The sequence below is a fragment of the Micromonospora sp. NBC_00362 genome, assembly GCF_026342155.1.
Classification (GTDB): domain Bacteria; phylum Actinomycetota; class Actinomycetes; order Mycobacteriales; family Micromonosporaceae; genus Micromonospora; species Micromonospora hortensis.
On sequence record NZ_JAPENH010000001.1, the window covers coordinates 3,263,000 to 3,288,424 of the forward strand.

A 25,425-nucleotide genomic window follows, 5' to 3' on the forward strand; every position below is an offset into this window, starting at 1 on the left:
GCGCATCACCACCAGGCTCACGGGTTCGCCGGCGAGGTCGTCCGCGCTCCACTCCAGCGAGCCGATTCCCTCTCGTACCCAGAAGGGCCGGCCCAGCGGCGTGACCAGCCCGTCGGCCGGCGCGACGCCCGGGGTGTCGGCGGCCGGTCCGGCCGGATCGAGCCGGACCGGCAGCGGACCACGGGCCAGCGCCACGCGACGGACCGTGGCGTGCGGCACCGCCTCCAGCCAGCCACGCACCTCGGCGGTGGGCGCCAGTCCGACGAAGGCCGGCCCACCCGTGGTCCGGGCGTCCAGGCGCAGCCGGGTCTGCGCGGTACGCGCGAAGGGCGCCTCCTGCCGCAGCAACCGGTCGAGGTCGGTGACGACGATCGCGTGACCGGGCGTGCGAACCGTCTCGAAGCGGGCGGCGAAGGACCCGCCGGGGTCGGCGTGTCGGGTCACCAGCCACAGCCCGCCACCGGCGAACAGCGCCGGAATTCCCACTACCAACAGCAGCACTCCGGCGATCACCCGCACGAACCGCATCCGCACCGTCCCCCTCCGTAGCCAAATACCCGGCCGACCTTACCGACGTACACCGCCTGATCAGGGGATATCCACGGCACGGTCGGCATCGGCTCCGGAAAGCACGCTGGCCCGCCGGAAGATCCGGCGGGCCAGCGGGTGGAACAGGATCAGGCCTTGGCGATCGGCTCCCGGCGGGTACGCGTGAACGCCAGCCCACCCAGCACCAGACCGGCCAGACCGGCAACGAGACCGGCCACGCCGAGGCCGACCGCGAGCCCGTTGCCGTCGTCGTCGTCATCGTCGTCGGGCGAGGCGACGGCTGCGGCCGGCGAGGCCGAACCCGACGGCGCCGCGGCGGCGGCGGCCAGGGTGAGCACCGGGGCCGGGTGCTCCGGCTCCTCGGCACCCGGCGCCGGGTCGTCGATCCACCGCGAGATGTTGCCGTCCGAGTAGGTCTGCAGGGTCTTGAACACCATCGAGTCGACCTGCGGCAGAGGCCCCATCGAGACGGGGAACTCCTGGAACTGACCCGGCTTCACCCCCGCGTCGCCGGAGGCCGTCCAGGTGATCTTGGAGACCGCCTCGGTGAGCTGACTGCCGTGCACCTCGATCGGCGGGTCCACCTTGCGCTTCTCCGTGGTGACCGTCCAGCCGGGCACCGGCATCGTCGACACCGAGCCGACCGGGGCGTTCTCCGGCAGCACCACCTCGAGCTTGGTGGTCGACGCGGTGTCGCTCTCGTTGGGCACCCGGAACGCCACCCGGGCGTAGCCACCCTGGGTCGCCTCCTTCGGGTTCACCGTGACGTGCGCGGACGCCGGTCCGGCGAAGCCGAGCACAGCGGTGGCGGCGGCGGTGAACGCCAGGGCGGCAGCGGCGGTTGCGGTACGCCGGAATCGGGTCATGGGTTTCGCGAGCCTTTCTAACGGATGGGCACGGTGGCGGTCACCGTGGCCTGGTCGATGTCGGTCGTTCGGGCGGTGATCTTCAATTGCCACTCGCCGGGGGTCGGCAGGCTGATGTCGCCGTAGGCGTGACTGTCCGTCAACCGCAGCAACGGCACCTCGATCGGCTCGATCCCGGCCGAGGGCAGCGCGACTGTCGCCTTCCACTCCGCGACCAGCAGTGGCTGGTTGGCCTTGTCGTACGCGTAGAGGTGCACCGAGTTGTTGCCCCGCTCGGCCGGGCTCACCTCGACCTCGACGGAGAGGAGCGGGCTGGAGAGCCTGGTGCTGAAGAGGCCGGCCTCGGCCCCGGCGGATGGGGCGGCTCCGGCGGTGCGCGCCGGCGTGGTCTGCACGAGCGTGGCGGACACGGCCAGCACCACGACGGTGACGGCCAACTCCACCAGGACCGCCCGGCGCACCGGTGCCGGGCGTTGCGCCGCGACACGGCTGCGCACCAACTTGCGGGAGTACGCGGCCACGGCGATGACCAGCGCGAACAACCCGATCTTGGCGAGCAGCAAGCGCCCGTACGTGGTGTCGAAGAGTGCCTGCGGGGTGGCCACCTCGATCAGCGCCTGGACGGTGCCGGCCAGCAGCAACGCCGAGACGGCGAGCGCCGCCCAGCGTGACCAGATCGGCAGGATCGCGCCCAACTCCCGCTCGTCGGCCTGGCGCAGCAGGAAGACGGCGAGCATGAGCAGACCGCCCAGCCAGACCGCCATGCTGCCCAGGTGGACGGCGTCGACCACCACCGAGACCGCCGGGGCCGGGGACGCCGCCGGGTGCCCGGCCAGCGGCCAGGTCAGCAGGGCGGCGACGCCGAGCACGGCCAGGATGATCGCGTCCGCGCGGCCGGCGGGCCGGGCCAGCAGCGGGCGGAGCAGGAAGACGGACGCCGCCAGCAGGCCGAGTCGGACCAGGTGGGCGGCGCCGAAGGCGCTGCCGAACACACTGCCGAACCCCTCGCCGGTGACGTCGAAGAGACCACCACCGGCCGTGTAGGGCACCTGCAACCACAGGTCGGCGAGGGTGGCGACGGCCACCAGACCGAGGCCGGTCCAGGCCAGCCGGGTCGGCCCCCGCCGGGAGAGCCGTCGTGGCCAGAGCGCGGCGAGCACCAGCGCCGGCCCCACCAGCAGCACCAGGCCGGCGTAGCCGAGGAAGCGGGCCACCTTCACCGCCGTCTCCACCACCGGGTTGGCGCGGCTGTCAGTGCCCGAGTCGACGGGTGGGGTCGAGGGTGCGCCGACCGAGTAGGTGTACGCCCCGGAGACCGGATGGCTGTCGGCGGAGATCACCCGGAAGCTGACCAGGTAGGTGCCGCGGGCGCCGGCCGGGTCCACCGGGATGGTCACCACACCGCCGCTGAACGACGGTTCACCCCGGTCGGCCCGGGAACCGTCCGGCGCGATGATCCGGATCTTGCCGGGCACCTTACGGACCGACTCGCTGAACGTGAGGACCACCTCGGACGGCCCGCTCGGCACGATGGAGGCGGCAGCCGGGCTGCTGCTCTCCAACACCGCGTGGGCGCTGGCGGAGGTGGCTGGCGCGATCAACAAGGCGACGACGGTGACCAGGAGGCCGGCGGCTGCGGCCAGCCTGGCGGCCCAGCGGCGGGGGGCGACAGTCATGCCGGCCATGGTCGCCGATGGGTGTCCCATTCGGCGACCCGAGGGGGGTGGTCGCTTCTGTGGTCGCACGTCATGAACTGGTAGTCGGCCCGGGTCGGGGAAAAGTTCCCGACGTGTCGCAGACCATCCAAGGGCCGAACGACACTGACGCGCCGCCGACTGCCGCGTAACCTGGTGTGTCGTGATCCCTGTCCCGCGTGACTCCGGTGCCGCCGGTCCGGCAGAGCCGGTCGACGAGGTCGCCCGGGACCCGGCAACCGAGTCGGCGCTGACCGCCCGCGACGGTGACCCCACCGCCCAGGCCGCGTTCGTCCGGCTGACCCAGGCCGAGGTCTGGCGGTTCGCCGCCGCCCTGGTCGACCCGGACAGCGCCGACGACCTGACCCAGGAAACCTACCTGCGGGCGTTCCGGGCACTCCCCGCCTTCGAGGGTCGCTCCAGCGTCCGCACCTGGCTGCTCGGCATCGCCCGCCGGGCCTGCGCCGACCACCTGCGCACTGTCATCAGGCGTCGGCGACTCGACGAGCGCCTGGCGGCGAACGCGTACACCGACCGGCCGCACCCGGACCCGGCCGGCCAGTTCGGCGCCGCCGACCTCGTTCGTCGCCTCGGCCCCGAGCGGCGCTCAGCGTTCGTGCTCACCCAACTGCTCGGCCTGTCGTACGCCGAGGCCGCGGCCGTCGAAGGGGTGCCGGTGGGCACCATCCGGTCCCGGGTCGCCCGGGCCCGAGACGACCTGGTCGAGGCGGTCGGCGACGCCCTGACCGGCTGAACCCGGAACTTCCGGCGCGGACGGGACGACAAATGAGCGTGACAGCACCTTCCACCCGCTTCGGCCGTTGGCCAATGGTCCGCCCGTGGCTCGGCATCGCGGCCCGACTCGGCCTCGCCGCCGTGTGGCTGGTCGCCGGCGCGTCGAAGGTCAGCGATCTCGCCGCCTCCGGGCGGGCGGTCAACGCGTACCAGGTGATGCCGTACGACGTGGCGACAGTGATCGGCGCGGCCCTGCCCTTCGTCGAGCTGGCGTTGGGCGTGCTGCTGCTGCTCGGGCTGGCCACCCGGCTCATCGCCGGGGTGTCCGCAGCGCTGCTGGTGGTCTTCATCGTGGGGATCGCCTCGGCGTGGGCGCGTGGGCTGGCCATCGACTGCGGCTGCTTCGGCAGCGGCGGGCAGTTGGCCGCAGGGCAGGCACCCAGTTACCTCCCGGAGATCCTCCGGGACCTGGGATTCTTGGTTCTGGCCGGATTTCTGCTGATCTGGCCGCGTACGCCGGTATCGGTGGACGGGTGGTTGTCCGGCGAACCCGTTGTGGAGGACGAGGATGAGTAGTCGTAAGGGGCAGCGGGACGCCGCCCGGGTGGTTCGCGAGCAGTTGGCCCGCGAGCGGCGCCGCCGCCGCACGATCTGGGTCTCCGCCGCCGCGGTCCTCGTCCTGGTCATCGCCGGGGGCATCGGCTGGGCCGTCTGGTCCAGCCAGCGCTCCGACAGCTTCACCACCCCGCCCGGCGCCAACGCGGCCGGCACCGGCATCGTCACCGGCGGCGGGCCCGTCACCGTCGACGTCTACGAGGACTTCCTCTGCCCGGCCTGCAAACAGTTCGAGCAGACCAGCGGATCGACGCTCGAACAGTTGGTGGCCGAGAACAAGGCGAAGGTGGTCTACCACCCGGTCGCGTACCTCAACCGTTTCTCCACCACCGACTACTCCACCCGCTCCTCGGCGGCCTCCGGCTGCGCCGCCGCGGGCGGCAAGTACCACGAGTACGCAAAGGCGCTCTTCGCCCAGCAGCCGCCGGAGGGCAGCGCCGGGCTCACCGACGACAAACTCATCGACATCGGCACCAGCGTGGGCCTCGACCGGGGCTCCTTCGGAAGCTGCGTGAAGGACAAGACGTACCGGACCTGGACCGAACACGTCACCGAGGACGCCAGCCAGAGCAACGTCACCGGCACGCCGACCGTCAAGGTCAACGGTCAACCCGTCGAGAACCCCACCCCGGACGCTCTCACCGCAGCCGTGGCGGCGGCCGGCAAGTGATCCGTACCCTGCTGGGCCGCACCGGCCTGGTCGCCGCCGCAGCCAGCCTGGTGACGCTGATCAGCGCGGCGCCCGCCGCCGCGCACGGCGCGGACGCACCGGACGGCACCGACTACCGCACCCGGACCACCGGGGTCGCACCAGCGCGGCCAGGGCTTGAGGTACGCGTCATCGAGGCGGGCGCCCGACTGGAGCTGACCAACCGCACCGGCCGCACCATCGAGGTCATCGGCTACTCCGGCGAGCCCTACCTGCGCGTCGGCCCGGACGGGGTCTTCGAGAACAGCCACTCCCCCGCCACATACCTGAACCGCACCATCGCCGGGGACACCGCACTCCCGGCCGAGGCGGACCCGGCAGCCGCACCCTCCTGGCAACGGATCGACCACGGCACCACAGCGCGCTGGCACGACCAACGCGCGCTGTGGCAGGAGTCGGCACCACCGGCCGCGGTACGCGCCGCACCGGACCGCGAACACCGGGTCCGGGACTGGGCCATTCCACTGCGCGACGGCACCGACCCGCTGGCGATCGGCGGCACGCTGGACTGGGTGCCGCCGCCGGACGCGTACACCTGGTGGGCCGCGACCATCGTGGGGCTGCTCGCGGTGGGCGCGCTCGGCCTGTTCGCCGCCACCGCACCGGCCGGCTCCCGCGCGCTGTCCGCGCTCGGCGTGTTGCTGATCGGCGGCGGCGTGCTGGCCGTCGGGTACCCGGTGGGACGGGAATTGGACGCGGGCGCCCAAGGCGTGGGCGGGGTGCTGGTCGGGCTGCTCTCCGGACAGATCTGGTCCCTGCTCACCGGCGTCGGCGCGATCGCCGCCGGTTGGTACGCGCTGAGCCGCCGCCCGGCCGCCGACTTCGTGGTCGCGCTGGCCGGTGCCTGCCTGGCGCTCTTCGCCGGTGCGTCGAACGCCGCCGTCTTCGCCCGCGCCATCGCCCCGGTGCCCTGGTCACCCGCTGCCGCCCGGGTGATGGTGGCGCTCTTCCTGATCACCGGCGCCGGCGCGACAGCCGCCGGCATCCTGCGCCTACACGCCACCTCCCGCACCACCGCCGCAACCGTCCCAACCCCCTAACCCCCGCAACCCCGCCCCGCGCCGCGCCGCCCCGCGCCGCGCCGCCCCGCGCCGCGCCGCCCCGCGCCGCGCCGCGCCGATCTTGCACTTTGGGTTGGCTAAATGCGCCTTTCGCCCCAAAGGCGGGGACAGAAAGTGCAAGATCGGCGGGGCGAGGGCGGGGGCGCGGGCGGGGCGGGGCGGGGCGGGCGGGGCGGGGTGGGTCTCGGCCGCTGGGAGTTGGTTTAGGACTGCGGGGTGAAGCCTCGGGGGAGTTCCAGGCGGTGCCTTGCCAGCAGGGGAGCGTCGTTGAGCAGGGTGTTGGTGGGGGCGTCGGCGACGATCCGGCCGTCGTCCAGGATCACCGAGCGCTCGCACAGCTCCGCCGCGTACGGCAGGTCGTGCGTGACCATCAGCAGGGTCACCGGCAGGTCGCGCAGGATCTCGGCGAGCTCCCGACGGGCCGCCGGGTCCAGGTTCGACGACGGCTCGTCGAGCACCAGGATCTCCGGGTGCATGGCGAGCACCGTGGCCACCGCCACCCGGCGACGCTGCCCGAACGACAGGTGCTGCGGGGCCCGTTCCCGATGCTCGCTCATCCCCACAGCGGCGAGCGCCTCGTCCACCCGGGCGGCCAGCTCGGCCCCGCGCAGACCCAGGTTCGCCGGCCCGAACGCCACGTCCTCCGCAACCGTGGGCAGGAACAACTGGTCGTCCGGGTCCTGGAAGACGATGCCCACCCGGCGGCGCACCTCGGCCAGGGTGGTCCGATCCGGGGTGACCGTCAGCCCGCCGACGCTCACACTGCCCTCGGTCGGGGTGAGGATGCCGTTGAGGTGCAGCACCAGCGTGGTCTTGCCGGCGCCGTTGGGCCCGAGCAGCGCCACCCGGTCGCCCCGCGGCACGGTCAGGTCGACCCCCTGAAGGGCGACGTGCCCGTCCGGGTACGCGTAACGAACACCCCGAACGTCCAGCGAGACAGCGGTCTGCACGACACCGATCATGACAGCACGACGGCGGTGGCGGCGATGGAGGCCGCCACCACCGGAACGGTCGCCGCGACCAGCCACTGACCGGCGCTCGCCGCACCCTCGCCCTGCCACACGGCGGGCATCCGCCCGGTGTAGCCCCGGGACAGCATCGCCAGATAGACCCGCTCGCCGCGCTCGAAGGCACGCAGGAACAACGCCCCGATCCCGGCCGCGAAGCCGCGCAGCTGCCACAGGAAGCGCGGGTCGTCGCCCCGCGAGATCCGGGCCACCCGCATCCGCCGCGCCTCACCGACCAGCACGTCGAGGTAGCGCAGCATGAACGTGGCGATCTGGGTGAGCACCTGTGGGCAGTGCAACCGGTCCAGCCCCACGATCAGGTCCCGGGTGGTGGTGGTCGCGGCCAGCAGCAGCGAGGCGAGCACCCCCAGCGTGCCCTTGGCCAGGATGTTCCACGCGCCGTGCAGCCCGTCCTCGGACAGCCGCAGGCCGAGCACCTCGACCCGGTCGCCGCTGCCGAGGAACGGCAGGGCGACAGCGAACAGCACGAACGGCAGCTCGATCAACGCTCGGCTGAGCAACCACCGTGGGCCCACCCGGGCCAGCGCCGCCACCGCCGCCACCAGCACGGCGTACGCGCCGAAGGCCCAGAACGCCTCGCGTGGGGTGGCCACCACGGCGAGGGTGAAGACCACCATCGCCACGATCTTGACCTCGGGCGGGAGCCGGTGCACCGGCGAGTCCGACTCGCGGTACAGCACGTGCCCGTGACCGGCCCCCATCCGCGTACCCCTGCTCAGCTGGCCGCGTCGGCGCGACGCCGGATGTCGCCGGACGTCGCGGGGTCACCCTCGGTGGGCGTCGCCGCGTCAGCGCCGGTCGGTGTGCCGCCTCGACGGCGCAGCAGCCAGAACCCGCCGGCCCCGATCGCGAAGGTGACCAGCACCCCGAGCATCCCGGAGAGGCCGGTGGAGACGAAGCTGTTCCGCACGCCCCGTACGCCGTAGTCGGCGAGCGGGCTGTCGGCCAACTCGTGGTCACGGGCCTGCTGGGCCGGGCAGCTGCCCCCGACGATGTTGTCGTCGGCGTCGACGGTGCAGCCCTTGAGCAGGGACGAGTCCAGCCCATCCGGGTGGGAGGAGGCGTAGTTGCTCACCACGCCGGCGAGCAGCAGGGCGACCAGCAGGCCGCCGGCCAGGAAGGCCCAGGAGCGGTTCTTCATCGGACACCTCCGGCGACCGGGACGGCGGGGGCGGCGGGCGCGCGCAGCGAACGCAGCGCGTACACCAGGTCGGGGCGCACCTTCGCGACGGTGAGCACCGTGGTCGCGGTGATCAGGCCCTCGCCGATGCCGATCAACAGGTGGACGCCGGCCATCGTGCCGGCCAGGCCACCCAGGTTGTTGCCCAGGTCGGTGGTGCCACCCAGCCAGTACTCCAGGACGAAGCCCTGCGACGCCACCACCACGCTGAGCGTCGCGGCGACGAAAGCGGTCACTGCCAGACCGGCACGCGTGCGGGGCAAGACCCGCAGCAGCAGCGCGATCAGCGCGTACGCCGCGGCGGTGCCGAGCAACGCCATGTTCGTGATGTTGAGGCCGAGCATCGCCACGCCGCCGTCGCCGAAGATCAGTGCCTGTACGACGAGCACCACCGCCACGCAGAGCGCGCCGACCCACGGGCCGACCAACATGGCAGCCAGCGCTCCACCGAGCAGGTGACCACTGACACCGGCCGTGAAGATCGGAAAGTTGAGCATCTGGACGGCGAAGATGAACGCCGCCACCAGGCCGGCCATCGGGGCCAGCCGGTCATCCAGGTCACGCCGGCCGCGCAGAACGCAGGCGGTGAGCGCGGCAAGAGCGAGCGCAGCGAAGATCGCTGCCACGGGACCGTCGATGATCCCGTTCGAGATGTGCATCGCCAGTGTCTCCACGCGACCTCCCACGCGTCAGCGGGCCCAACCGGGCCGGCGTGGGTCAGCCTATTTCCCAAGCATCGTTGTTGCCAGACTCTGGCAACAACGCATGGGCTTGATCACTCCAGGTCAGACCCCGCCAGCCCAACGGTGCTCGGCCGCTCGCCGGCGCGGCGGTAGGGTCGAGGCCATGACCTCGCCCGACCGCCTCTCCCCCGGTGACCCCGCGCCCGAGTTCACCCTCGCCACCGACACCGGCGACCAGCTCTCCCTCGCCGACCTGCGAGGTCGCAAGGTCGTCCTGTACGCCTACCCGGCCGCGATGACCCCCGGCTGCACCAAGCAGGCCTGCGACTTCCGCGACTCGCTCGCCTCACTCCAGGCCGCCGGCTACGAGGTCGTCGGCATCTCCCCGGACAAGCCGGAGAAGCTGGCGAAGTTCCGCGAGCGCGACGCCATCACCTTCCCGCTGGTGTCGGACCCGGACAAGTCGGTGCTGACCGCCTACGGCGCGTACGGCGAGAAGCAGCTCTACGGCAAGACCGTCACCGGCGTGATCCGCTCGACGTTCGTGATCGACGCCGACGGCAAGGTCGAGCGGGCGCTCTACAACGTCAAGGCCACCGGGCACGTCGCCAAGCTCCGCCGCGACCTCGGCCTGGACTGACCTGTCGTACCGGACCGCTACGGTCCGTCAGTGGTTCGATACAAGTACACGCCCGAAGCGCTGGCCGCCGCTGCCGCCGCCGCCCGCAACATCACCGAGGTGATGCGGTTGCTCGGCGTACGCGTCAGCGGTGGCTCGCACGCGCACATCAGCCGACAGCTCAAGCGGTTCGGCATCGACACGTCGCACTTCGCGAGGCAGGCCCACAACAAGGGGCGGCGCGGCGAACGGCGCACCACATCGGCGCAGCTCCTGGTTGTGCTGCCCGACGGGTCCCGCCGGACGCCCGGCGTGCGGTTGAAGTGGGCGCTGGGCACACTCGGCGTGCCAGAGGAGTGCGAGGGCTGCGGGATAGGGCCGGTGTGGCAAGGCGCGTCCCTCATCCTGCACGTCGACCACATCAGCGGGGACTTCCTCGACAACCGGCCACCGAACCTGCGGCTCCTCTGCCCGAACTGCCACAGCCAGACCGCGACCTACGCCGGGCGAGGAAAACGGGCTACCGACCTCCCCATCCTCGCGACGCCAACCGAGGGGGAGGAACGCTACGTCGGGACGACCGGTTCTGATCGTCGACCGGTCACCCGGACGGACCTCGTCGACCTGTTCGGTCGGGTCGACGCACAGCAGGTGACGGCCCTGGAGGCGGCACGACAGTTGGGCTGGCCTCCGGCCTATCTGCACAAAGTTCGGCGAAGGCTTGAGCAGGACGGCGTGTTGAAACCGCGTCCGAGCCGCAGTTGGCGTTCGATCGCTCATCGCGACGCGGTGTTAGAACAGGCGCTGGCGCACCCGGATGTCGGGCCGAAGCGCCTGTCCGGCATTCTCCGCGATCTGCCTGGTGGGGGATGCAGAGTTGGTCACGGCACGATCTCGGCCATCCTCAAGGAGGCCGGGCTCAACACCGCCGAAGCCAGACACTCTAAACTCAGGGAGTTGGCGGGAGTGGCGTAACGGCAGCCGCGCAGGTCTTAGGAACCTGTATCCGGAAGGATGTGGGGGTTCGAATCCCCTCTCCCGCACAGGGCAACGAAACACGTGCTGAACGGCGGCGGCTGTCGGGCGCGTCACTGTCACGGGTCGTGGGCCTGGTCGTTGGGTCAGGATGGCGAGCGTGAGTCTGCGCTTCGTCCTCGATCCTGACCTGACCCCGCAGTTGCGTGCCGAGATCGTCGATCTCTGGGTGGACGTCAGCAACGCCGGCGGCGCTGTTGGTTTCGTGCCACCGGTCACCGCCACCGACGTGCACGTCACCGCCGATCCGACCTTCGCCGGCATCGCCGACGGACCGGACCGGCTGCTGGTCGGTTACTCCGGGGACCGGCTGGCGGCAATGGTGATCTTCAGTGACAACCGTTTTCCGCTCACTGCGCACTGGTGTGTGCTGAAGCGGGTGATGGTCCACCCGGACACCCAGGGTGCCGGCTACGGCTCGGCGCTGATGGTGGAGGCCGCCCGGCTGGGCAGGGCGTTGGGCCACGAGGCGCTGCACGTCACGGTGCGCGACGGGCTGGGGTTGGACAAGTTCTACGGCCGCCTCGGGTATCGGGAGGTCGGCCGGCTGCCGGGCGCGTTGCGGGTGGCCCCCGATGACGACCGGGACGAGATTCTGATGTGGCTCGATCTGACGGTGGCCGACTGAGCGGTCAGCCCTCGCACCACCGGGCGTTGGCCCGGGCCGAGCTGGTGGTCGGCACGTCGGTGGCCGGAGCGCTCGTCCTCGCCACCTCGACCGAGCGACGGGTCGGCGTCGGCGTGACGGCGGGTCGGCTGCTCGACGGTCGCGCCGACGCGGACGGACGACGTGTGGCGGCCCCGGGTGCGTACATCCGGACCGTGCTGTTCTGCGCCTGGCCCGGCGCCATCCGGATGCCCCCGACGGTGACCCGGTTGCCGTACACGTCGGTGACCCGAACGTTGAACGGGCCCGGCCCGGCGCCGGAGGCGATCAGCCAGTAGTTGTAGTCCTGCCGGGCGGCCGACTGCCAGGGGTCGCTGTCACGCTGCCGGACCTCGACGGACCGCAGCGGGTTGCCGTGGTTGCCGACGCGGACGGCGAACCACCACTGCGACGCGCCCTCCTTGATCCGGAAGGTGAGTGGTCCGGGCAGCGGCGGGTTGACCACCGCGCGGTAGGTGACCGGAACGAGACCCTGGACCGGGTCGGCGATCCGGGCGAACGCCTCGCGGGACAGGTCGAGGTGGCCGGGCTCGCACTCCGGGCACTGGTCCATGATGAGCACCCGGACGGTTCCCTTGGGGCCGACGACGTCGAGGAATCCGCCGCAGGCGGCACCGGCGGAGTATTCCGTCGGACCGAGCGCGACGTAGAGCCGGTTGGCCGGGGCAGCCGGGTTCGAGCAGTTGCCGCCGGCGCCCTCGGAGTCGTAGAAGGTGGCCTTGCCGGTGTGCGTGGCGTTGCCGGTCGGCGGCGCGGCCAGCGTCCGACCGGCGGCGCAGGCCGGGGTGGAGCCGGAGCGCAGGGTGAGGGTGAGCCCGAGCGTCGCCGCGAGGACCGTGACGCCGGTGGCGACCAGCCAGGGCTTCATGCCGGACGACGGCGCGGGCCGGTCCTCTGGAGGATGGTCCAGGTCGATGTTGATGTCGACAGCGCTTCCGTCCGTCACGACGGCGATGCTGCCGGACCCGGTCGGGTGCCGACAAGCGGGCTAAGCCAAAGCTAAGACAGCATCGACGGACGGTGACCGTGGGGTGCCGATTGCTGGTCGGCGGGCCGGTCAGGGCGCGACGGCGATCGGGGCGTCCACCGCCAGCGGTCCGCTGTCGAGTGGCACCAGGTTCAGTCCGAAGAGGAGTTTCTGCTTGACGTTGCGGTGCCGACCGAGGGTGCGCAGCGGCTCCTTGGTGCGTACTCCGGTCTCCTGGTCGGTGGTGGTCACCACGCAGCGGTCGCACGGCCCGGCGGCCTGGAACATTCGGTCGCCGATGCGCAGCCGCCGACCCACCCAGTCGTCCTCGGCCCAGGCCGGCGCACCGTCGACGACCAGGTTGGGTCGGAACCGCGTCATCGGCACCGGTGCCTCCCCCGCCTCGGCCAGCCAGTCGTTGAGGGCGTCGAGGGAGGTTACGTTCGTCAGCAGCACCGGGTAGGCGTCGGCGAAACTGACCTGGTCACCGGTGTCGTGTTCGCGGGTGCCGGCGGCCAGGTGGCGGGTCGGCTGGGCCAGCCAGACCAGTCGGACCGGTCGGCCGAGCAGGGCGCCGAGCCAGTCGTCGGCCGCTTGGCCGGCCGGCAGCGCGGGGACCGGGAAGGTGCGGCTGCGGAAGGTACGGACCGCGACCGGGTCGCCGCCGGCCGGCTCGGGCACGTCGAGGTCGGGTTGCCCGTCGGCGCGCAGCGACAGACCCCCGGGGCGCACGGCGGCGCGCAGGTCGACGAGGCGGGTCGTGTCCCGCTGGGTGACGCCGACCCCGTCGGCGTCCACGACCATCCAGCGTCGGTCGCCGGCCAGGCCCCACTGGTGCACGAACGCGCCGTCGTGGTCGAGCCGGTGACACCCCTTGATGGGGTACGTGTGAATCGAGGTCAGCCGCACCCGGCTACCATGCCACGCCGATCCCGTCGCCCGGGTACCAGTGGTTGGCCGGGCTCTCCCGGTAGGCGAGGAACCGCCGGCCGGTCCGTTCGGCGTGCTCGGCGAGCACGTTGGTGCTGGTGACGTTGTCGGTGAGCAGGATCGCGCCGGGGGCGAGCTTGGGCTCCACGGCGTCGAACTCACGCTTCTCGTGGGCGCGACTGTGGTCGCTGTCGTGCAGGAACAGGTCGACTGGGCGGTCCAGCGCGCCGATCGAGGCGATCGAGTCGCCGATCACCAGGTCGACGACCTCCGACCACGGCGCGACCCGGGCGAGGTAGCCGGCCTCGGGGTTGATGTCCAGCGAGGTGACCCGGCCCGGGTGTCCCTCCTGGGCGTTGCGCAGCAGGGCGGACGCCAGGACGACGCTGCCGAGTCCCTTGTCGACACCGGTCTCGACGACGTGGGTGGGGCGGGTGGCACGGACGATGGCGTACCAGCCGATCCGCCGGGCGTAGCGGATCTCCCTGTCGGCGAGGCCGCGCCGGTCGGAGGCGGCGATCGCCGCCAGGAGGTGCTGGCGCAGGCTGTCGTCCGACTCGATCTCGCCGAGGTACGCGCGTACCTGTTTGACCGGGATGTCGCAGACCACGCTGACGAACCAGGCGAGGTGGTTGCGGCTCAACGAGGTGAGGTCGTACGTGTAGTTGTGGTGCTCGCGGGAGGTCAGCAGCCAGCGCGCCGAGCGGCGCAGCACCTTCGCGTCGTGCCGCGCGATCGTGCGAAGCCGCTTGGGAAAGGCGGCAATCGGGGCGAGTGGGGTACGCGCGACGGCCCGTCGGAGCTTGATTCGATCCACGGGTGCCGTTGTAGCAGGGTTCGGGCGGCAGCGGGAGGGTCCTCGCGAAAGTCGATGGTCACGGTGTTTCCACCCTCCCGCCGGGGCAGCACAATAGGGCCTGGAAAGCGCTCCCGGGCCGGCGTTACCGGCAGTCCGTCCGAACGCAGGGCCGGGTTCGCCGCACCGGTCGGCAGGTATGCGATACCCGAAAGGACGAGGGTGCACGTCAGGAGCGTGCGATCAGTAGCATCGCCGGCATGTCTGGTGCTCAGCGGTACACCGATGCCGACACCGAATTCTTCGACCCACACGCAGTCGATCCGCAGGAGGATGTCCCGGCCGGGGGCAAGCGGCGACGTCGTGGCCCTCGCTGGCGTCGCGTCCTCGTCATCTGCCTGGTAGTCGCAGCGATCCTGGGCGGCGGCAGCATGATCGGTGGTGCCCTCTATCTCCGCTCGGTCGAGAAGGACATCGATCGGGTGGACGCCTTCGCCGACGTTCCGGAGGAGGGGCGTCCGCAGGCGGTGGCCGACGGCGCGATGAACATCCTGATCCTGGGAAGCGATTCCCGCGACCCGGAGAGCACTGGCGGCTCGCGCACGGACACCATCATCGTCGCGCACATCCCGAAGGACCGGGCCAGCGCGCAACTCGTCTCGATTCCTCGGGACACCTGGGTGAACGTGCCGAAGGCCAAGAACGGGGGGCACGGCGGCCGCGATGCGAAGATCAACGCAGCGTACGCCTGGGGTGGCATTCCGCTGATGGTGCAAACAGTCGAATCGTTCACCACGGTGCGAATCGACCACGTCATGATTGTCGACTTCGCTGGCTTCAAGGAAATCATCGACGCCTTGGACGGCGTCGACATCAACGCGGAGAAGTCGTTCACGTCGATCCACCCGCCGTTCCGCAAGTTCGAGCAGGGGGTGCAGCGGATGGACGGTGAGACGGCCCTGGACTACTCCCGCCAGCGCAAACAGTTCGCCGACGGCGACTTCGCCCGCATCCGTCACCAGCAGCAGGTCATCAAGGCCATCCTCGACAAGGCCGTGTCCGGCGGCATCGTCACCAATCCCGGGCGGCTCAACTCCTTCGTCAAGGCGACCTCGAGCGCCGTGGCGGTGGACGAGAAGATGTCGCTCGTCAGTATGGCGACAGACCTGCGGAGCCTTCGCGGCCGTAACCTCACCTTCGTCACCAGCCCGACGAAGGGCACCGGCCGAGTGGGCAGCGAGAGCGTCGTCTTCGCGAACACCGAGAAGGCAAAGACCTTCTACGATGCCGTGCGCCGGGACTCCGTCGACGAGATTCTCGCCAGCGCCAAGTAACACCCGGGCCGGTGGCTGTTGCCGGCCGCCGCCTTGTCTTGAGTTACGGACCGGCCAGGTCAGCCGGCCCTCACGGGGAGGTCCACAATGTCCAATCAGCCCGCCATGTGGCATCGGCCGGTACCGGCCGATGACCGCGACGGCAACGCCACCGATACCCAGGGCGACGGTGAGGGGGACGACGAGGGGAGCCGCGGCGGGAGTCGCCCTCCCGCCTACCAGTTCCCCGGCTACCAACCTGCCGGTTACCAGACTTCCGGCCACCAGACCCCGGCCTTCCCATCGCCCGCCGACCGGCGCTCAACCCTGCCCGCATCGGCACCGCCCGCATCGGCACCGGCGTCTGCGCCTGCGCCTGCGCCTGCAGAACACGAGCCTCGCGCCGGCCTGGACACGACCGCTGTCCTGCCGTACGCCGGTTCGCGTGCCTCGACCCGGACCCGCTGGCTGCGGGCCTGGATGATGACCGCGCCGGTCGACGTCCTGGCACTGCTGACGCCGCTGCTGGTCACCCAGCAGTACTGGCGCGGCACCCTGGCCATGACGGTCCTGACCGTGATCGTGTTCGCCAGCGGCGGCCTCTACCGGGCACGACGGCACGTAAGCTTCCTCGACGAGGTGCCGAGCCTCTGCGGGCGTCTGCTGGCCGCGGCGTCCGCGGTCGCCATCGTCGCGGCGATGCGTCACGAATCCGCCGAGTACGTCTTCAGCTTCACCCGCGGTGTCGCCGCGTCGGCGGGGCTGGTCATCCTCGGGCGGGCTGTCACCCGCGAATTCGCCATCGTCGCCCGCAAGCGCCGGTGGGTCGAACACAACACGATCATCGTCGGCAGTGGCCCCACCGCCGTCGAACTCGCCCGGCTCCTGCGCCGCTACCCCCAGTACGGCCTGCGCTTCGTGGGTTGTGTCGACACTCCGGACGGCCCGTCGGCGCTGCCGCTGATCGGATCCCTCGACGACCTCGACAGCCTCGTACGGCTGCGCGAGTGCGACGTGGTGATCGTCGCGGACGCGAGCTGCTCCGAGACCTCGCTCATGGAGATCCTGGCCCGGCCCCGGACGGCGGAGTGCGACCTGTGGGCTGCCACCCCCCTGTGGGGGTCCCGTTCGCACGGCGACCACATTGGCGCGGTCCCGGTAGTCAGCATCGGCGACATCACGCTCTCCGGCCCACAGTCCGCGCTCAAGCGCGCGTCGGACATCGCGTTCGCCTCGGTGGCGCTGCTCCTGCTGAGCCCGGTGCTCCTCATCTGCGCGGTCGCCACGCTCATCGACGGCGGCCCCGGCATCTTCTTCTACCAGGAGCGCATCGGTCGGCACGGCCGACCTTTCAACATCATCAAGTTCCGGTCCATGCGCCCCGTCGACGAGCACGAGTCGCAGACCAACTGGTCCATCGCCAACGACCGGCGGGTGGGGCCGATCGGCCGGATCATGCGCAGGACCTCCCTCGACGAACTCCCCCAGCTCTGGAACATCCTCCGCGGCGACATGAGCGTGGTCGGCCCCCGACCCGAGCGTCCCTACTTCGTCGAAAAGTTCTCGGCCGAATACCCCCAGTACGCGATGCGCCACCGCGTCCCGGTCGGGCTCACCGGCTTGGCGCAGGTCAGCGGGTTGCGCGGCGACACCCCGATTTCCGACCGGGCCCGCTTCGACAACTTCTACATCGAGAACTGGTCCCTCTGGCTCGACGTCAAGGTGGTGCTCCGTACGGTGACCGAGGTGTTCCGCGCCGGCGGCCGCTGATCCGCCCACGCACCGGCACACCGCCGGGTACGGCCGTCGGCCGTACCCGGCGGCCGTGTGCCGGTCGTACCCCCAACGCATGGAGAACGCAATGCCGAACGTATCCGTCGTGATCCCCACTACGGGCCGCCCCAGCATCGCCGACGCGGTGCTCTCCGCCCGCTCCCAGCAGGGCGCATCCGTGCACATCGTGGTCGTCTGTGACACCCCGGAGGTGCCGCAGACGGTGCGGAACCTGGGACAGCACATCGACCGGGTGGTCTGCACCGGCGGCGGCCGACGCGGGTCGTACGCCCGCAACCTCGGAGTCACCCACGCGATCCCGGGCAGCCACGTCGCGTTCCTCGACGATGACGACACCTGGCTGCCGACCAAACTGGCGGCACAGGTGCCCGCGCTGGAGCGGGTCGCGGCGGCCGGGTTCCGCCCCGTCGTGTCGTCCCGGATCCTGCAACGCAAGGACGGCGCCGAGCCGCTGCCGACGCCGGCTCCCGCCGAGGTGATCCCCGACGGCATGCTGCCGGAGGACTACCTGTTCCGCCGCCGCCACCTCGGCATCGGCCGGCAGTCGCTACCCACGTCGACGCTCCTGACCACGTACGAGTTGGCGACCGAGTGCCGCTGGGACGAGACGCTCCCCCGGCACCAGGATTGGGACTGGTTGGTTCGGGTCGCCCGGCTGCCCCGGGTGAAGATCGTCCAGGTGGAGGAGGCGACGGCCGTCTACACGGTGGGCAGCCCCGGGTCGATCTCGGCCGGCGCGGACTGGCGTACCTCGTGGCACTGGGCCCAGCGCTGGGAGGGCGTGTGGGCGCCGGGAACCTTCTCGGACTTCATCGCGGCCCAGACCCTCCGCTACGCTCTCCAGGCCCGAGACCGGGAGGGCGTACGGGAGATGGTGCGGGCGATCCGCCGCAACTCACCTCCGTCCGCCCGGAACGCGGTGCTGGCGGCGCTCGGGCTGGTACCCCGGTCGACCCTGGAACGGGTCGCCATGCGCAAGTCGAAGGCCCCCAGCAGCCCCACTCGACCGCTTGAGACCGAACGGCCACACTGATGCGTCTGCACTTCGTACTGCCGCAGCTCGAGCCGTACTACGGCATGGAGCGAGCCGCAGTCCTGGTGATGCGCGGGCTCGCACGTCACGGCGTGGAGGTGTCCGCGACCGTTCTGTCCCGGGGAGTTCCGCACGGGCTCGACGACCTCCGTGTCGACACCCTGGACCTCGGGTCGCGGCTCACCCGGCTGGTGGAAGCGGTGCCCCCGCTGCGCCGCCGGCTGCGGAGCCTGCCCCCGGACGTGGAGGTCGTCGCCAGCGGACTGTGGGGCAGCGTGCCCGTCGGGGCGGCTCTGGCTGGCTCATCTCGGACCTTCATCGCCTGGGAGCACTCGCTGCTGCCCGAGCGGATGCGGGCCGACCGTCGGGTGCGGATGCTCGCCCGCGCGTCCGGGTTCGGTGCCCTCCGGCCACGGCTCGTCGTGGCCGTGTCCGACGGGGTGGCCCGGACGGTGCGCGATCTCCACTCCGGGTCGCGCGTCGTCACGATCCCCAACCCGGTGCCGACCGTGCCGTTCGTCCCGCCCCGGCCAATCGCCGATCCGGCGAGGATCCGGCTGGTCACCACGGGCGCGCTCCGCCCCCTGAAGAACCACCTGTGCGCGATCGACGCGCTCGCGGAACTGCCCGCCACCTACCACCTGACGCTTGCCGGAGACGGCGAGGAGCGGACTCTGTTGGAGACCCGGGCGCGCGAGCGCGGCCTGGCGGATCGGGTGACGTTCCTCGGCCGGATCCCTGACGTCCGCGGGCTGCTGGCCGACGCCGACCTGCTCGTTCACCCATCGCTGGCGGAGACCTTCGGCTTCAGCCTCGTCGAGGCAGCCGAAGTAGGACTGCCCGTCGCGGCGATGCCCGTGTCCGCCGTCGACGAGATGGTGCCGGACCTGGTGCCCGGCGTGCTGACGACGGCCCCGACCTCGACCGCCCTCGCCGAGGCGATCAGGCACCTGACGGGCTTCGGCCGGCCCGGGCCCGTCGATTTCGAGAAGGCCTGGCACGCCCGCTCGGTCGCTTTCGATCCGGCCCGGATCAGCCGACAGTGGGTGGAGGCGGTGCGCCGATGACCCTCGCCCAAGGAACAGTCGATCTATCGGGCGAACCGGATCGCAGCGCGTCACCACGCCATCGGGCGCCCCGCCGCGGTGACGCCTTTCTGCGCAAGTCCGGCACCTTCTTCGTGGGAACCCTGCTGCGGACCCTCGCGCAGGGGGCACTCTTCGTGCTGCTGGCGCGGGAGATGCCCATCGACACGTACGGCCTCTTCGTCGGCATCACGGCCCTGGTGGCGGTCGTTTCGCCGTTCGCGTCGGCCGGTGCACCAAGCCTGATCTTCCAGAGCCACGCCGACGCGCCCGCCGAGTGGGCCCGCCATCTGGTCCGAGGGCTGCTGCTGTCGGTGATGTTCGGGGCTGGCGCGACAGTGCTGATCGCTGCGGCGGGGGCGCTGATCTGGGGTGCCCAGACGAGCCTGATCGACCTCTTCTGTCTGGCTTTCGCCGATCTGGTGGCCTGGCGTCTCATCGAGGCCGTTGGCGCGTCCGTGCAGGCACGAGGTCGGATTCTGCTCGCCTCCGTCATCCCCGCGTTGCTACAGGTCGCCCGGTTGGTCGGGGTCATCGCGTTGGCCGCGGCAGCCGGACCAGTCACCCTGCACGCCTGGGCCGTGACCTCGGTGCTGTTGTCGACGGCGGTGTGCGTGGCAGTGGTCCTGGGTGGCCTGCGCGGGTCAGGTCGGACTCCGCTGGAGGTCCGGGGATCGTTGGCGCAGGCGCGGACCGGCATGCTGTTCGCCGTGGGTCTGTCGGCCCAGACTGTCTACAACGACCTCGACAAGGTGATGCTCTCCAAGCTGGGGACCACGGAGAGCGCGGCCATCTACGCCGCGGCATACCGCGTTGTCGACTTCGCGTACACGCCGGCCCGCTCGATGGGTGCTGTCGCGTACCCCAGCTTCTTCGAGGCGGGGCGCAACGGCCCTCGATCCGCACTGCGGCTCACGCGTAAGTTGCTGCCGCGCTACCTGGCGTTCAGCGTGCCGGCATCTCTCCTGCTCGTCGCGTTCGCCTGGATGATGCCGGTGGTCTTCGGCCCCGAGTACGAGGCCGCCACCCTCGCCCTGCAGGGCCTGAGCGCGCTGCTGGTGCTGAAGGCGATCCACTACCTCGCCGCCGATACCCTTTCCGGTGCCCGGATGCAGGGACGCCGCACCGTCGCTCAGATCGCGGTCGGAGTGGTGAACGCCGGCCTGAACGTGTGGCTGATTCCGGCGTACGGGTGGCAGGGTGCGGTGGTGTCGAGTCTGGTGTGCGACGCTCTGCTCGCCGTCCTGCTGTGGGGGTGCCTCGTCGTCGCCCTGCGACGCGACCCGGACGGCACCCGCACCGAGCGCCGCACGGAAGGGGTATGACGTGACCACGCTCTTCGGCGTTCTGCTGAGCATCAGTGGCGTCATGGTGGCCGCATGGCTGATCTGGACCCGGCGGGCGGTCGTCGCCGCCTTCGGTGACAAAGGGGTCGCTGTCGCACTCATCGCCTTCGCGGTGCTTGCCAACGCCGCGCCGGCGCTCGCCGAGGACCGCTCGTCCTTGATCATCGGCCTGCTGCTGCTCGGTCTTCTCGGGTGGCTGGTCGTCGCGCGGCGAGGGCGGCTGCGCGGCCCCGTCGGCGTCTGGCAGCGGATCAGTCTGGCGATGGCCGGGGCGGTACTGATCTGGTGCCTCGTCGTCGACGCCCTCGCCGGCGCCGGCGTGTACGGCTCACGGCTGCCCGCGTACGGTGCCGCGGGGCTGGTGCTGCTCGCGGTGTGGCTGATGGCGGCGCGGGTCACCCTGAGCATCGGGGCGATGGCCTACACCGGGCTGGCCGTCCTGTCGGTAATGACGATCCCGACCGCCCTCTACGACCAGGCATGGCGGGCCTGCACCACCGGAAAGCTGGATAAGTGCTCGCTTGCGGGGGCGCTGTTCAAGAGCTTCTACAACTCCGAGAACTACGTCGCCATGATCGCGTCTTTCACCCTGGTCGCCGCTGTCTACAGCCTGAGCCGGAGACGACTGTTGGCCGCGGCGGGGTACTGCCTGTTGATCATCGTCGCCACCGGATCCCGGACCAGCTACCTGGCCATCGCCGCGGTGGGCGTATGGGTGGTCGGTGCTTGGCTGCTCGAGCGGCGGCGCGCGTACCCGCAGATCAACTTCGCGCTCTGCGTGGCAGTGGTGGTCGGATGCGTCGGCATGGCCACCTACCTGACCTGGAGCGCGTCGAAGACCACGCTGAGCAACCGCGGCAACATCTGGGTCCACGCCCGCGACTACATCGCCAACTCGGAGGTCACCGGTGTCGGTGTCTCGAAGTGGTACTACCTCAGGGACATCGGCGAGGCGCCGTACCACTTCTTCCACTCGGGATACGTGCTGGTCATCTTTTCCGGGGGCCTGGTCGCGCTGACCCTGTGGGGCCTCTGGTTGACGGCCCTGCTGCATGGGAGGGTCACCGACGGTCGGGCCTTCTCCGCCAAGGCGCCCGTGGCGCTCTTCGTCATCTACTCGTTCACCGAGGTCGTCTGGAACCCGCTCTCCGTCGACGGACTGACCTGGATCTTCATCACGATGATGCTGACCACGTCAACGACCGCACCGGCGGGACCTCCACCAACGGAGGCACCGGTGGAGACCGCCGACCGACCGGAACCGCTGGCAGCGCTTCGCCGCCTTTCCAGCGATCACCGCATCGGTCATGCCACGGCTGACGCGCGAGACTGAGTCGCCGGGTCCGGTAGACGCACAACGAAGGAAGCACCCGATGTCGTCAGGTCCCCTCGTGACGCCGGATCCTCGTGTCGCCTCTCGGCATCCCGGGACACCCGGCACGGGCTTCCGCGCGGACATCCAGGGACTGCGAGCCGTAGCGGTCGTGGTGGTGATCCTCGAACACGTCCTCGGCTGGCCGGCCGGTGGCTTCGTCGGCGTCGACGTCTTCTTCGTCATCTCCGGCTTCCTGATCACGAGCCTGCTGCTCAAGGAACACGATCGGACGGGACGAGTCTCCTTCGCGGACTTCTACCGGCGCCGGGTGCGGCGGATCATGCCCATGGCGGTGCTGGTCCTGGTGTGCACGTACGTCGCTTCGTCGCTGCTGTTCCTGGGCGACCGCTTCCGGTCCACGGCGTGGGACGCACTCTGGGCCGGACTGTTCGCGTCCAACTGGCGGTTCGCCTCCGTGGGCACCGACTACTGGCAGACCGACGGCCCCGTCTCGCCGCTACGGCACTACTGGTCGCTGTCGGTAGAGGAGCAGTTCTACCTCGTCTGGCCGCTGTTGCTCGTGCTGGTGTTGCACGCCGCCCTACGGTGGGGTCGGGCCGGGAGCGCGTCCCAGTGGGCGACGGGGGCGGTCCTGGGCGCGGTCGTCGTCGGCTCGATCGTGTTCGCCCTCTGGGAGGTCGGCCAGCGCCCGACGGTCGCCTACTTCTCGACCTTCTCCCGCGCCTGGGAATTGGGAGTCGGCGCGCTGCTCGCCGTGGCGACGCCGCTGCTGGCCCGCATACCGGCGCCGGCTCGCCCCGCGTACCAGTGGCTCGGGTTGACCGGCCTTGCCGTCTCGCTCTTCACCGTCTCCGCGCAGACCCCTTTTCCGGTCCCGGGCGCCATCCTGTCGGTGATCTCGGCGGCCTTGGTCATCGCGGGCGGCGTCGGTGGGCAACGGCTGATGTTTCCCTTGACCAACCGGGCCGCACGGTACGTCGGCGACATCTCCTACTCCCTCTACCTGTGGCACTTCCCCCTGTTCGTTCTGATCGGTGCTGCGCTGCCCGCCGGCCGGCACACCGTACCCATCCTCACGCTCGGCGGTACGGCGCTGCTCTCCGTGCTCTCCTACCACTTGGTTGAGGACCCGATCCGCAGATCGTCGTGGTTGGAGGGCCGGCGGACAGCATCGCCGCGCCGCCGGACCCGCACAACGCTGATCCGGCGGGCCGCCGGCCTGACAGCACTGGCTGCCACTGTGGCTGTGGTCGCCACGGTGACGGTCCGCACGCCCTCGCCGGAGGTCGCCGCGCACCCGGTGGCGATCACGTCGCAGGACCAGTTGGAAGCCCAGATCCGTACGGCGCTGGACGTCGCGGAATGGCCGGTGTTGACGCCTCCCCCGGGCAAATTGGATCGGCTGGTCTTTACCGATGGCGACGGGCGGGGATGCCGGCCGGCCGTCTCGGACGGCAACGACTGCGCGGTCACCGCACCGCGCCCCCGCCGGTTGGCCGTCGTGGTCGGCGACTCCATCGGTGCGGCCTGGCTTCCCCTGGTCCGCGCGGCTCTCGAGCCGGCCGGGTGGGTGGTCCGGGACCTGACCTACGCCGGCTGTCCCTTCCTCGCCGCGGACACCGTCTCCCCCATCGACGACATCACCCGATCCTGTCCGGGCCATCGGGAGACGGTACGGACCCTCGTCACGAAACTCGAACCCGAACTGGTTGTCGTCAGCAACGCCTATCACCAACGGTTCACCAAAGCCGGTCAGCGCGCGTCACTGACCGAGTGGGAACAGGCCACCCGTACCGCTCGGGAACGGTGGCTGGCGGCGGCAGGGAGGATCGTCGCCCTGCAACCGCCGCCGGTGGGGCTGGACCCGAGGACGTGCATCACCCGGCTCTCCGCACCCCCGGATTGCATCTCGACGCTGTCCCAGGAGGATCAGTCGTACGGCAGGGTCGACCGCCGCGTCTGGAGCGCCCGGGGCTCGTGGCACATCGCCACGGCGGACTGGTTCTGCGTCTCCGAGCGGTGCCCGATCTTCGTCGGCGGGGTAGTCGTCCGCCGGGACCGGAACCACGTCACCGCGGAGTACGCCCGCAAGCTGGCACCGCTGCTTGAGGAGGCCCTGGTGCCGGTCCTCGCGGACTAGACGACGTCGCCGAAGCGGCGCGTGAGGCGTCATCGGGCCGATGGAGGGCCTGCGGCACAATCCTCGCCATGAGAATAGCCATCTGCACGGCCGAGGGACGCGCCGACGACATCCTCACCTGGTCCGGAATCCCGGCCAACGTCGTCCGCACCATGCGGGACCTCGACGCCGACTGCGTGGTGCTCGACGAGCCCTCGCCGTTGCTCGTGCGTTCCGGCAAGGTGGTCGCGGCGGCGTCGAAACGGGCACGGTTGAAGGTGAACTGGGAGGTGGAGCCGTGGCTCGTCCGACGGATGACGCGAGAGATGCAGGCGCAGGCGCGGCGGGCGAACGCCGACGTCCTCCTTCTGCTTGGCTGGCACACGTTGGGCGTCGAGGACGGTGACATTCCCGCCGTGATCTGGACCGACGCCACCTACGCGCAGCGGATGGACAAAGCGCCGCACTGGCAGCGCCTCTCCGAACGAACCCGACGCCAGGTCGAGCCGATCGAGGGAACGTCGTTGCGTGAGATGGCCGCGGTCATCATGTCCTCGACGGTCGCGTACGAAGACGCCCTTTCCCGGTACCGCCTCACCCCGTCCCGGGTCCACCGCATCGGTTTCGGCGCCAATCGGGTCGGCGCGGAGGCGCAGCCGAAGCTTCGGATCGGGGCCCTCCCCCGGCTTCTCGCCGTGGGCGTCGAGTGGGAGCGAAAGGGCATGGACCGGTGCGTGCTCATCGCCGACGAATTGCGCCGACGGGGCGTCCCGGTCCATCTCGACGTGGTGGGCGTCCGACCGCCGGACAGTTCGTGGCAGCGGGACCACGTCACCTACCACGGGTTCCTGAACAAGGACAGCGCCGAGGACAGCGCGAGGCTCGACAGCCTGTACCGGGCGGCCGACCTGTTCGTCCTCCCCACCCGGAACGAGCCGTTCGGCATCGTGTTCGCCGAGGCCGCGGCGTACGCCCTCCCGTCGCTAGGCAGCGCGGTCGACGGCGTACCGGATGTCGTTCGGCAGGGCCACAGCGGAATCCTGCTGCCTGTCGACGCCTCGGCGGCGCAGTACGCCGACGAGGTCGCGAACCTGTTGGCCTTCTCCGACCGCTACGCCGGCCTGAGCCACGGTGCCGTCACCCACTTCCGCACGTCGCTGACCTGGGACAGCGCCGTTCGCAGCGTGCATGAGGTGTGTGAGATCGCGGCCAAACAGCAGTAGGGCGTCGGCCATGCCGTGCGGCGACCGACCGCACGGCACGGC

Annotated in this window: 24 protein-coding genes and 1 tRNA gene; 16 read left to right on the plus strand and 9 right to left on the minus strand. The window is 70.9% G+C overall.

The genetic code is table 11. From position 1 onward, the window contains the following. Nucleotides 1-677 precede the first annotated feature (677 nt). Both OG992_RS14825 and OG992_RS14830 read right to left on the minus strand, forming a co-directional pair. The gene (locus OG992_RS14825) at nucleotides 678-1,415 is read right to left on the minus strand and encodes a YcnI family protein (RefSeq protein ID WP_266303520.1); all 738 of its coding nucleotides are present in this window, start codon (nucleotides 1,413-1,415) and stop codon (nucleotides 678-680) included. Between the two features lie 17 nt (nucleotides 1,416-1,432). Then, nucleotides 1,433-3,100: a copper resistance CopC/CopD family protein gene (locus OG992_RS14830; protein ID WP_266305208.1), complete on the minus strand. Its 1,668-nt coding sequence runs from the start codon at nucleotides 3,098-3,100 to the stop codon at nucleotides 1,433-1,435. Nucleotides 3,101-3,272: 172 nt separating this feature from the next. On the opposite strand from OG992_RS14830, the gene OG992_RS14835 reads away from it, so the two are divergent. From OG992_RS14835 to OG992_RS14850, 4 genes are read left to right on the plus strand one after another with little or no spacing between them, the layout of a single operon-like run. Continuing rightward, nucleotides 3,273-3,863: a sigma-70 family RNA polymerase sigma factor gene (locus OG992_RS14835; RefSeq protein WP_238684749.1), complete on the plus strand. Its 591-nt coding sequence runs from the start codon at nucleotides 3,273-3,275 to the stop codon at nucleotides 3,861-3,863. A 32-nt stretch (nucleotides 3,864-3,895) separates the two neighbouring features. Further along, nucleotides 3,896-4,420 carry a MauE/DoxX family redox-associated membrane protein gene (locus tag OG992_RS14840; protein ID WP_266303521.1) on the plus strand — a complete coding sequence of 175 codons (525 nt, stop codon included), beginning with the start codon at nucleotides 3,896-3,898 and terminating at the stop codon, nucleotides 4,418-4,420. Continuing rightward, nucleotides 4,413-5,129, plus strand: coding sequence for a thioredoxin domain-containing protein (locus tag OG992_RS14845; RefSeq protein ID WP_266303522.1), 717 nt, complete (start codon nucleotides 4,413-4,415; stop codon nucleotides 5,127-5,129). The genes OG992_RS14840 and OG992_RS14845 overlap by 8 nt, the downstream gene beginning before the upstream one ends. Beyond that, a complete protein-coding gene (locus OG992_RS14850) occupies nucleotides 5,126-6,208 on the plus strand; it encodes a hypothetical protein (protein WP_266303523.1) in 1,083 nt (360 codons plus the stop codon). Before OG992_RS14845 ends, OG992_RS14850 begins: the two co-directional genes overlap by 4 nt. A gap of 224 nt (nucleotides 6,209-6,432) precedes the next feature. Here OG992_RS14850 and OG992_RS14855 read toward each other — a convergent pair whose 3' ends face one another. From OG992_RS14855 to OG992_RS14870, 4 genes are read right to left on the minus strand one after another with little or no spacing between them, the layout of a single operon-like run. Continuing rightward, a complete protein-coding gene (locus OG992_RS14855) occupies nucleotides 6,433-7,191 on the minus strand; it encodes an energy-coupling factor ABC transporter ATP-binding protein (protein ID WP_238684401.1) in 759 nt (252 codons plus the stop codon). Continuing rightward, nucleotides 7,188-7,958 carry a cobalt ECF transporter T component CbiQ gene (cbiQ, locus tag OG992_RS14860; RefSeq protein WP_266303524.1) on the minus strand — a complete coding sequence of 257 codons (771 nt, stop codon included), beginning with the start codon at nucleotides 7,956-7,958 and terminating at the stop codon, nucleotides 7,188-7,190. The genes OG992_RS14855 and cbiQ overlap by 4 nt, the downstream gene beginning before the upstream one ends. Nucleotides 7,959-7,972: 14 nt before the next feature. After that, complete coding sequence (locus OG992_RS14865) at nucleotides 7,973-8,398, minus strand: PDGLE domain-containing protein (RefSeq protein WP_266303525.1); 426 nt, start codon at nucleotides 8,396-8,398, stop codon at nucleotides 7,973-7,975. After that, the gene (locus OG992_RS14870) at nucleotides 8,395-9,111 is read right to left on the minus strand and encodes an energy-coupling factor ABC transporter permease (RefSeq protein ID WP_112582195.1); all 717 of its coding nucleotides are present in this window, start codon (nucleotides 9,109-9,111) and stop codon (nucleotides 8,395-8,397) included. The genes OG992_RS14865 and OG992_RS14870 overlap by 4 nt, the downstream gene beginning before the upstream one ends. A gap of 172 nt (nucleotides 9,112-9,283) precedes the next feature. Here OG992_RS14870 and bcp point away from each other — a divergent pair, with 172 nt between their 5' ends. The 4 genes from bcp (at nucleotide 9,284) to OG992_RS14890 (ending at nucleotide 11,402) form a co-directional block, all read left to right on the plus strand. Beyond that, entirely contained in the window at nucleotides 9,284-9,760 is a 477-nt protein-coding gene (gene bcp / locus OG992_RS14875; protein ID WP_091393498.1) for a thioredoxin-dependent thiol peroxidase, read from the plus strand. 99 nt (nucleotides 9,761-9,859) lie between these two features. Next, nucleotides 9,860-10,714 carry a hypothetical protein gene (locus OG992_RS14880; protein WP_266303526.1) on the plus strand — a complete coding sequence of 285 codons (855 nt, stop codon included), beginning with the start codon at nucleotides 9,860-9,862 and terminating at the stop codon, nucleotides 10,712-10,714. Beyond that, a tRNA-Leu gene (locus tag OG992_RS14885) sits at nucleotides 10,700-10,782 on the plus strand. The genes OG992_RS14880 and OG992_RS14885 overlap by 15 nt, the downstream gene beginning before the upstream one ends. Nucleotides 10,783-10,874: 92 nt before the next feature. Continuing rightward, on the plus strand, nucleotides 10,875-11,402 hold the full coding sequence (locus OG992_RS14890; RefSeq protein WP_238684405.1) for a GNAT family N-acetyltransferase: 528 nt from the start codon (nucleotides 10,875-10,877) through the stop codon (nucleotides 11,400-11,402). A gap of 4 nt (nucleotides 11,403-11,406) precedes the next feature. Here the strand turns inward: OG992_RS14890 and OG992_RS14895 are convergent, their stop codons facing one another. The 3 genes from OG992_RS14895 to OG992_RS14905 form a co-directional block, all read right to left on the minus strand. Then, nucleotides 11,407-12,387 (minus strand): expansin EXLX1 family cellulose-binding protein, encoded by a 981-nt coding sequence (locus OG992_RS14895; protein ID WP_266303527.1) that lies wholly within the window; start codon nucleotides 12,385-12,387, stop codon nucleotides 11,407-11,409. A gap of 111 nt (nucleotides 12,388-12,498) precedes the next feature. Beyond that, nucleotides 12,499-13,317 (minus strand): MOSC domain-containing protein, encoded by an 819-nt coding sequence (locus OG992_RS14900; RefSeq protein ID WP_266303528.1) that lies wholly within the window; start codon nucleotides 13,315-13,317, stop codon nucleotides 12,499-12,501. Between the two features lie 4 nt (nucleotides 13,318-13,321). Further along, nucleotides 13,322-14,155: an O-methyltransferase gene (locus OG992_RS14905; protein WP_238684408.1), complete on the minus strand. Its 834-nt coding sequence runs from the start codon at nucleotides 14,153-14,155 to the stop codon at nucleotides 13,322-13,324. A gap of 461 nt (nucleotides 14,156-14,616) precedes the next feature. Here OG992_RS14905 and OG992_RS14910 point away from each other — a divergent pair, with 461 nt between their 5' ends. The 8 genes from OG992_RS14910 (at nucleotide 14,617) to OG992_RS14945 (ending at nucleotide 25,383) form a co-directional block, all read left to right on the plus strand. After that, on the plus strand, nucleotides 14,617-15,468 hold the full coding sequence (locus OG992_RS14910) for an LCP family protein (RefSeq protein WP_308193664.1): 852 nt from the start codon (nucleotides 14,617-14,619) through the stop codon (nucleotides 15,466-15,468). A gap of 459 nt (nucleotides 15,469-15,927) precedes the next feature. Further along, nucleotides 15,928-17,217, plus strand: coding sequence for a sugar transferase (locus OG992_RS14915; RefSeq protein WP_238684409.1), 1,290 nt, complete (start codon nucleotides 15,928-15,930; stop codon nucleotides 17,215-17,217). 91 nt (nucleotides 17,218-17,308) lie between these two features. Next, the gene (locus OG992_RS14920; RefSeq protein WP_210780971.1) at nucleotides 17,309-18,274 is read left to right on the plus strand and encodes a glycosyltransferase family A protein; all 966 of its coding nucleotides are present in this window, start codon (nucleotides 17,309-17,311) and stop codon (nucleotides 18,272-18,274) included. Next, nucleotides 18,274-19,341, plus strand: a complete 1,068-nt coding sequence (locus tag OG992_RS14925) for a glycosyltransferase (RefSeq protein ID WP_266303529.1) — start codon at nucleotides 18,274-18,276, stop codon at nucleotides 19,339-19,341. Before OG992_RS14920 ends, OG992_RS14925 begins: the two co-directional genes overlap by 1 nt. Continuing rightward, the gene (locus tag OG992_RS14930) at nucleotides 19,338-20,684 is read left to right on the plus strand and encodes a lipopolysaccharide biosynthesis protein (protein WP_266303530.1); all 1,347 of its coding nucleotides are present in this window, start codon (nucleotides 19,338-19,340) and stop codon (nucleotides 20,682-20,684) included. The genes OG992_RS14925 and OG992_RS14930 overlap by 4 nt, the downstream gene beginning before the upstream one ends. A 1-nt stretch (nucleotide 20,685) precedes the next feature. After that, complete coding sequence (locus tag OG992_RS14935; protein ID WP_266303531.1) at nucleotides 20,686-22,038, plus strand: O-antigen ligase; 1,353 nt, start codon at nucleotides 20,686-20,688, stop codon at nucleotides 22,036-22,038. Nucleotides 22,039-22,078: 40 nt separating this feature from the next. Then, nucleotides 22,079-24,181: an acyltransferase family protein gene (locus OG992_RS14940; protein WP_266303532.1), complete on the plus strand. Its 2,103-nt coding sequence runs from the start codon at nucleotides 22,079-22,081 to the stop codon at nucleotides 24,179-24,181. A gap of 68 nt (nucleotides 24,182-24,249) precedes the next feature. After that, nucleotides 24,250-25,383, plus strand: coding sequence for a glycosyltransferase family 4 protein (locus OG992_RS14945; RefSeq protein ID WP_266303533.1), 1,134 nt, complete (start codon nucleotides 24,250-24,252; stop codon nucleotides 25,381-25,383). The last annotated feature ends 42 nt before the right edge of the window (nucleotides 25,384-25,425 follow it).

What these genes read in the sequence shown, in the direction of transcription:
- OG992_RS14825 (WP_266303520.1), bottom strand. Translation starts at nt 1,415, where the DNA reads ATGACCCGATTCCGGCGTACCGCAACCGCCGCTGCCGCCCTGGCGTTC.
- OG992_RS14830 (WP_266305208.1), bottom strand. Translation starts at nt 3,100, where the DNA reads ATGGCCGGCATGACTGTCGCCCCCCGCCGCTGGGCCGCCAGGCTGGCC.
- OG992_RS14840 (WP_266303521.1), top strand. Translation starts at nt 3,896, where the DNA reads ATGAGCGTGACAGCACCTTCCACCCGCTTCGGCCGTTGGCCAATGGTC.
- OG992_RS14845 (WP_266303522.1), top strand. Translation starts at nt 4,413, where the DNA reads ATGAGTAGTCGTAAGGGGCAGCGGGACGCCGCCCGGGTGGTTCGCGAG.
- OG992_RS14855 (WP_238684401.1), bottom strand. Translation starts at nt 7,191, where the DNA reads ATGATCGGTGTCGTGCAGACCGCTGTCTCGCTGGACGTTCGGGGTGTT.
- cbiQ (WP_266303524.1), bottom strand. Translation starts at nt 7,958, where the DNA reads ATGGGGGCCGGTCACGGGCACGTGCTGTACCGCGAGTCGGACTCGCCG.
- OG992_RS14865 (WP_266303525.1), bottom strand. Translation starts at nt 8,398, where the DNA reads ATGAAGAACCGCTCCTGGGCCTTCCTGGCCGGCGGCCTGCTGGTCGCC.
- bcp (WP_091393498.1), top strand. Translation starts at nt 9,284, where the DNA reads ATGACCTCGCCCGACCGCCTCTCCCCCGGTGACCCCGCGCCCGAGTTC.
- OG992_RS14915 (WP_238684409.1), top strand. Translation starts at nt 15,928, where the DNA reads ATGATGACCGCGCCGGTCGACGTCCTGGCACTGCTGACGCCGCTGCTG.
- OG992_RS14920 (WP_210780971.1), top strand. Translation starts at nt 17,309, where the DNA reads ATGCCGAACGTATCCGTCGTGATCCCCACTACGGGCCGCCCCAGCATC.
- OG992_RS14925 (WP_266303529.1), top strand. Translation starts at nt 18,274, where the DNA reads ATGCGTCTGCACTTCGTACTGCCGCAGCTCGAGCCGTACTACGGCATG.
- OG992_RS14930 (WP_266303530.1), top strand. Translation starts at nt 19,338, where the DNA reads ATGACCCTCGCCCAAGGAACAGTCGATCTATCGGGCGAACCGGATCGC.
- OG992_RS14940 (WP_266303532.1), top strand. Translation starts at nt 22,079, where the DNA reads ATGTCGTCAGGTCCCCTCGTGACGCCGGATCCTCGTGTCGCCTCTCGG.
- OG992_RS14945 (WP_266303533.1), top strand. Translation starts at nt 24,250, where the DNA reads ATGAGAATAGCCATCTGCACGGCCGAGGGACGCGCCGACGACATCCTC.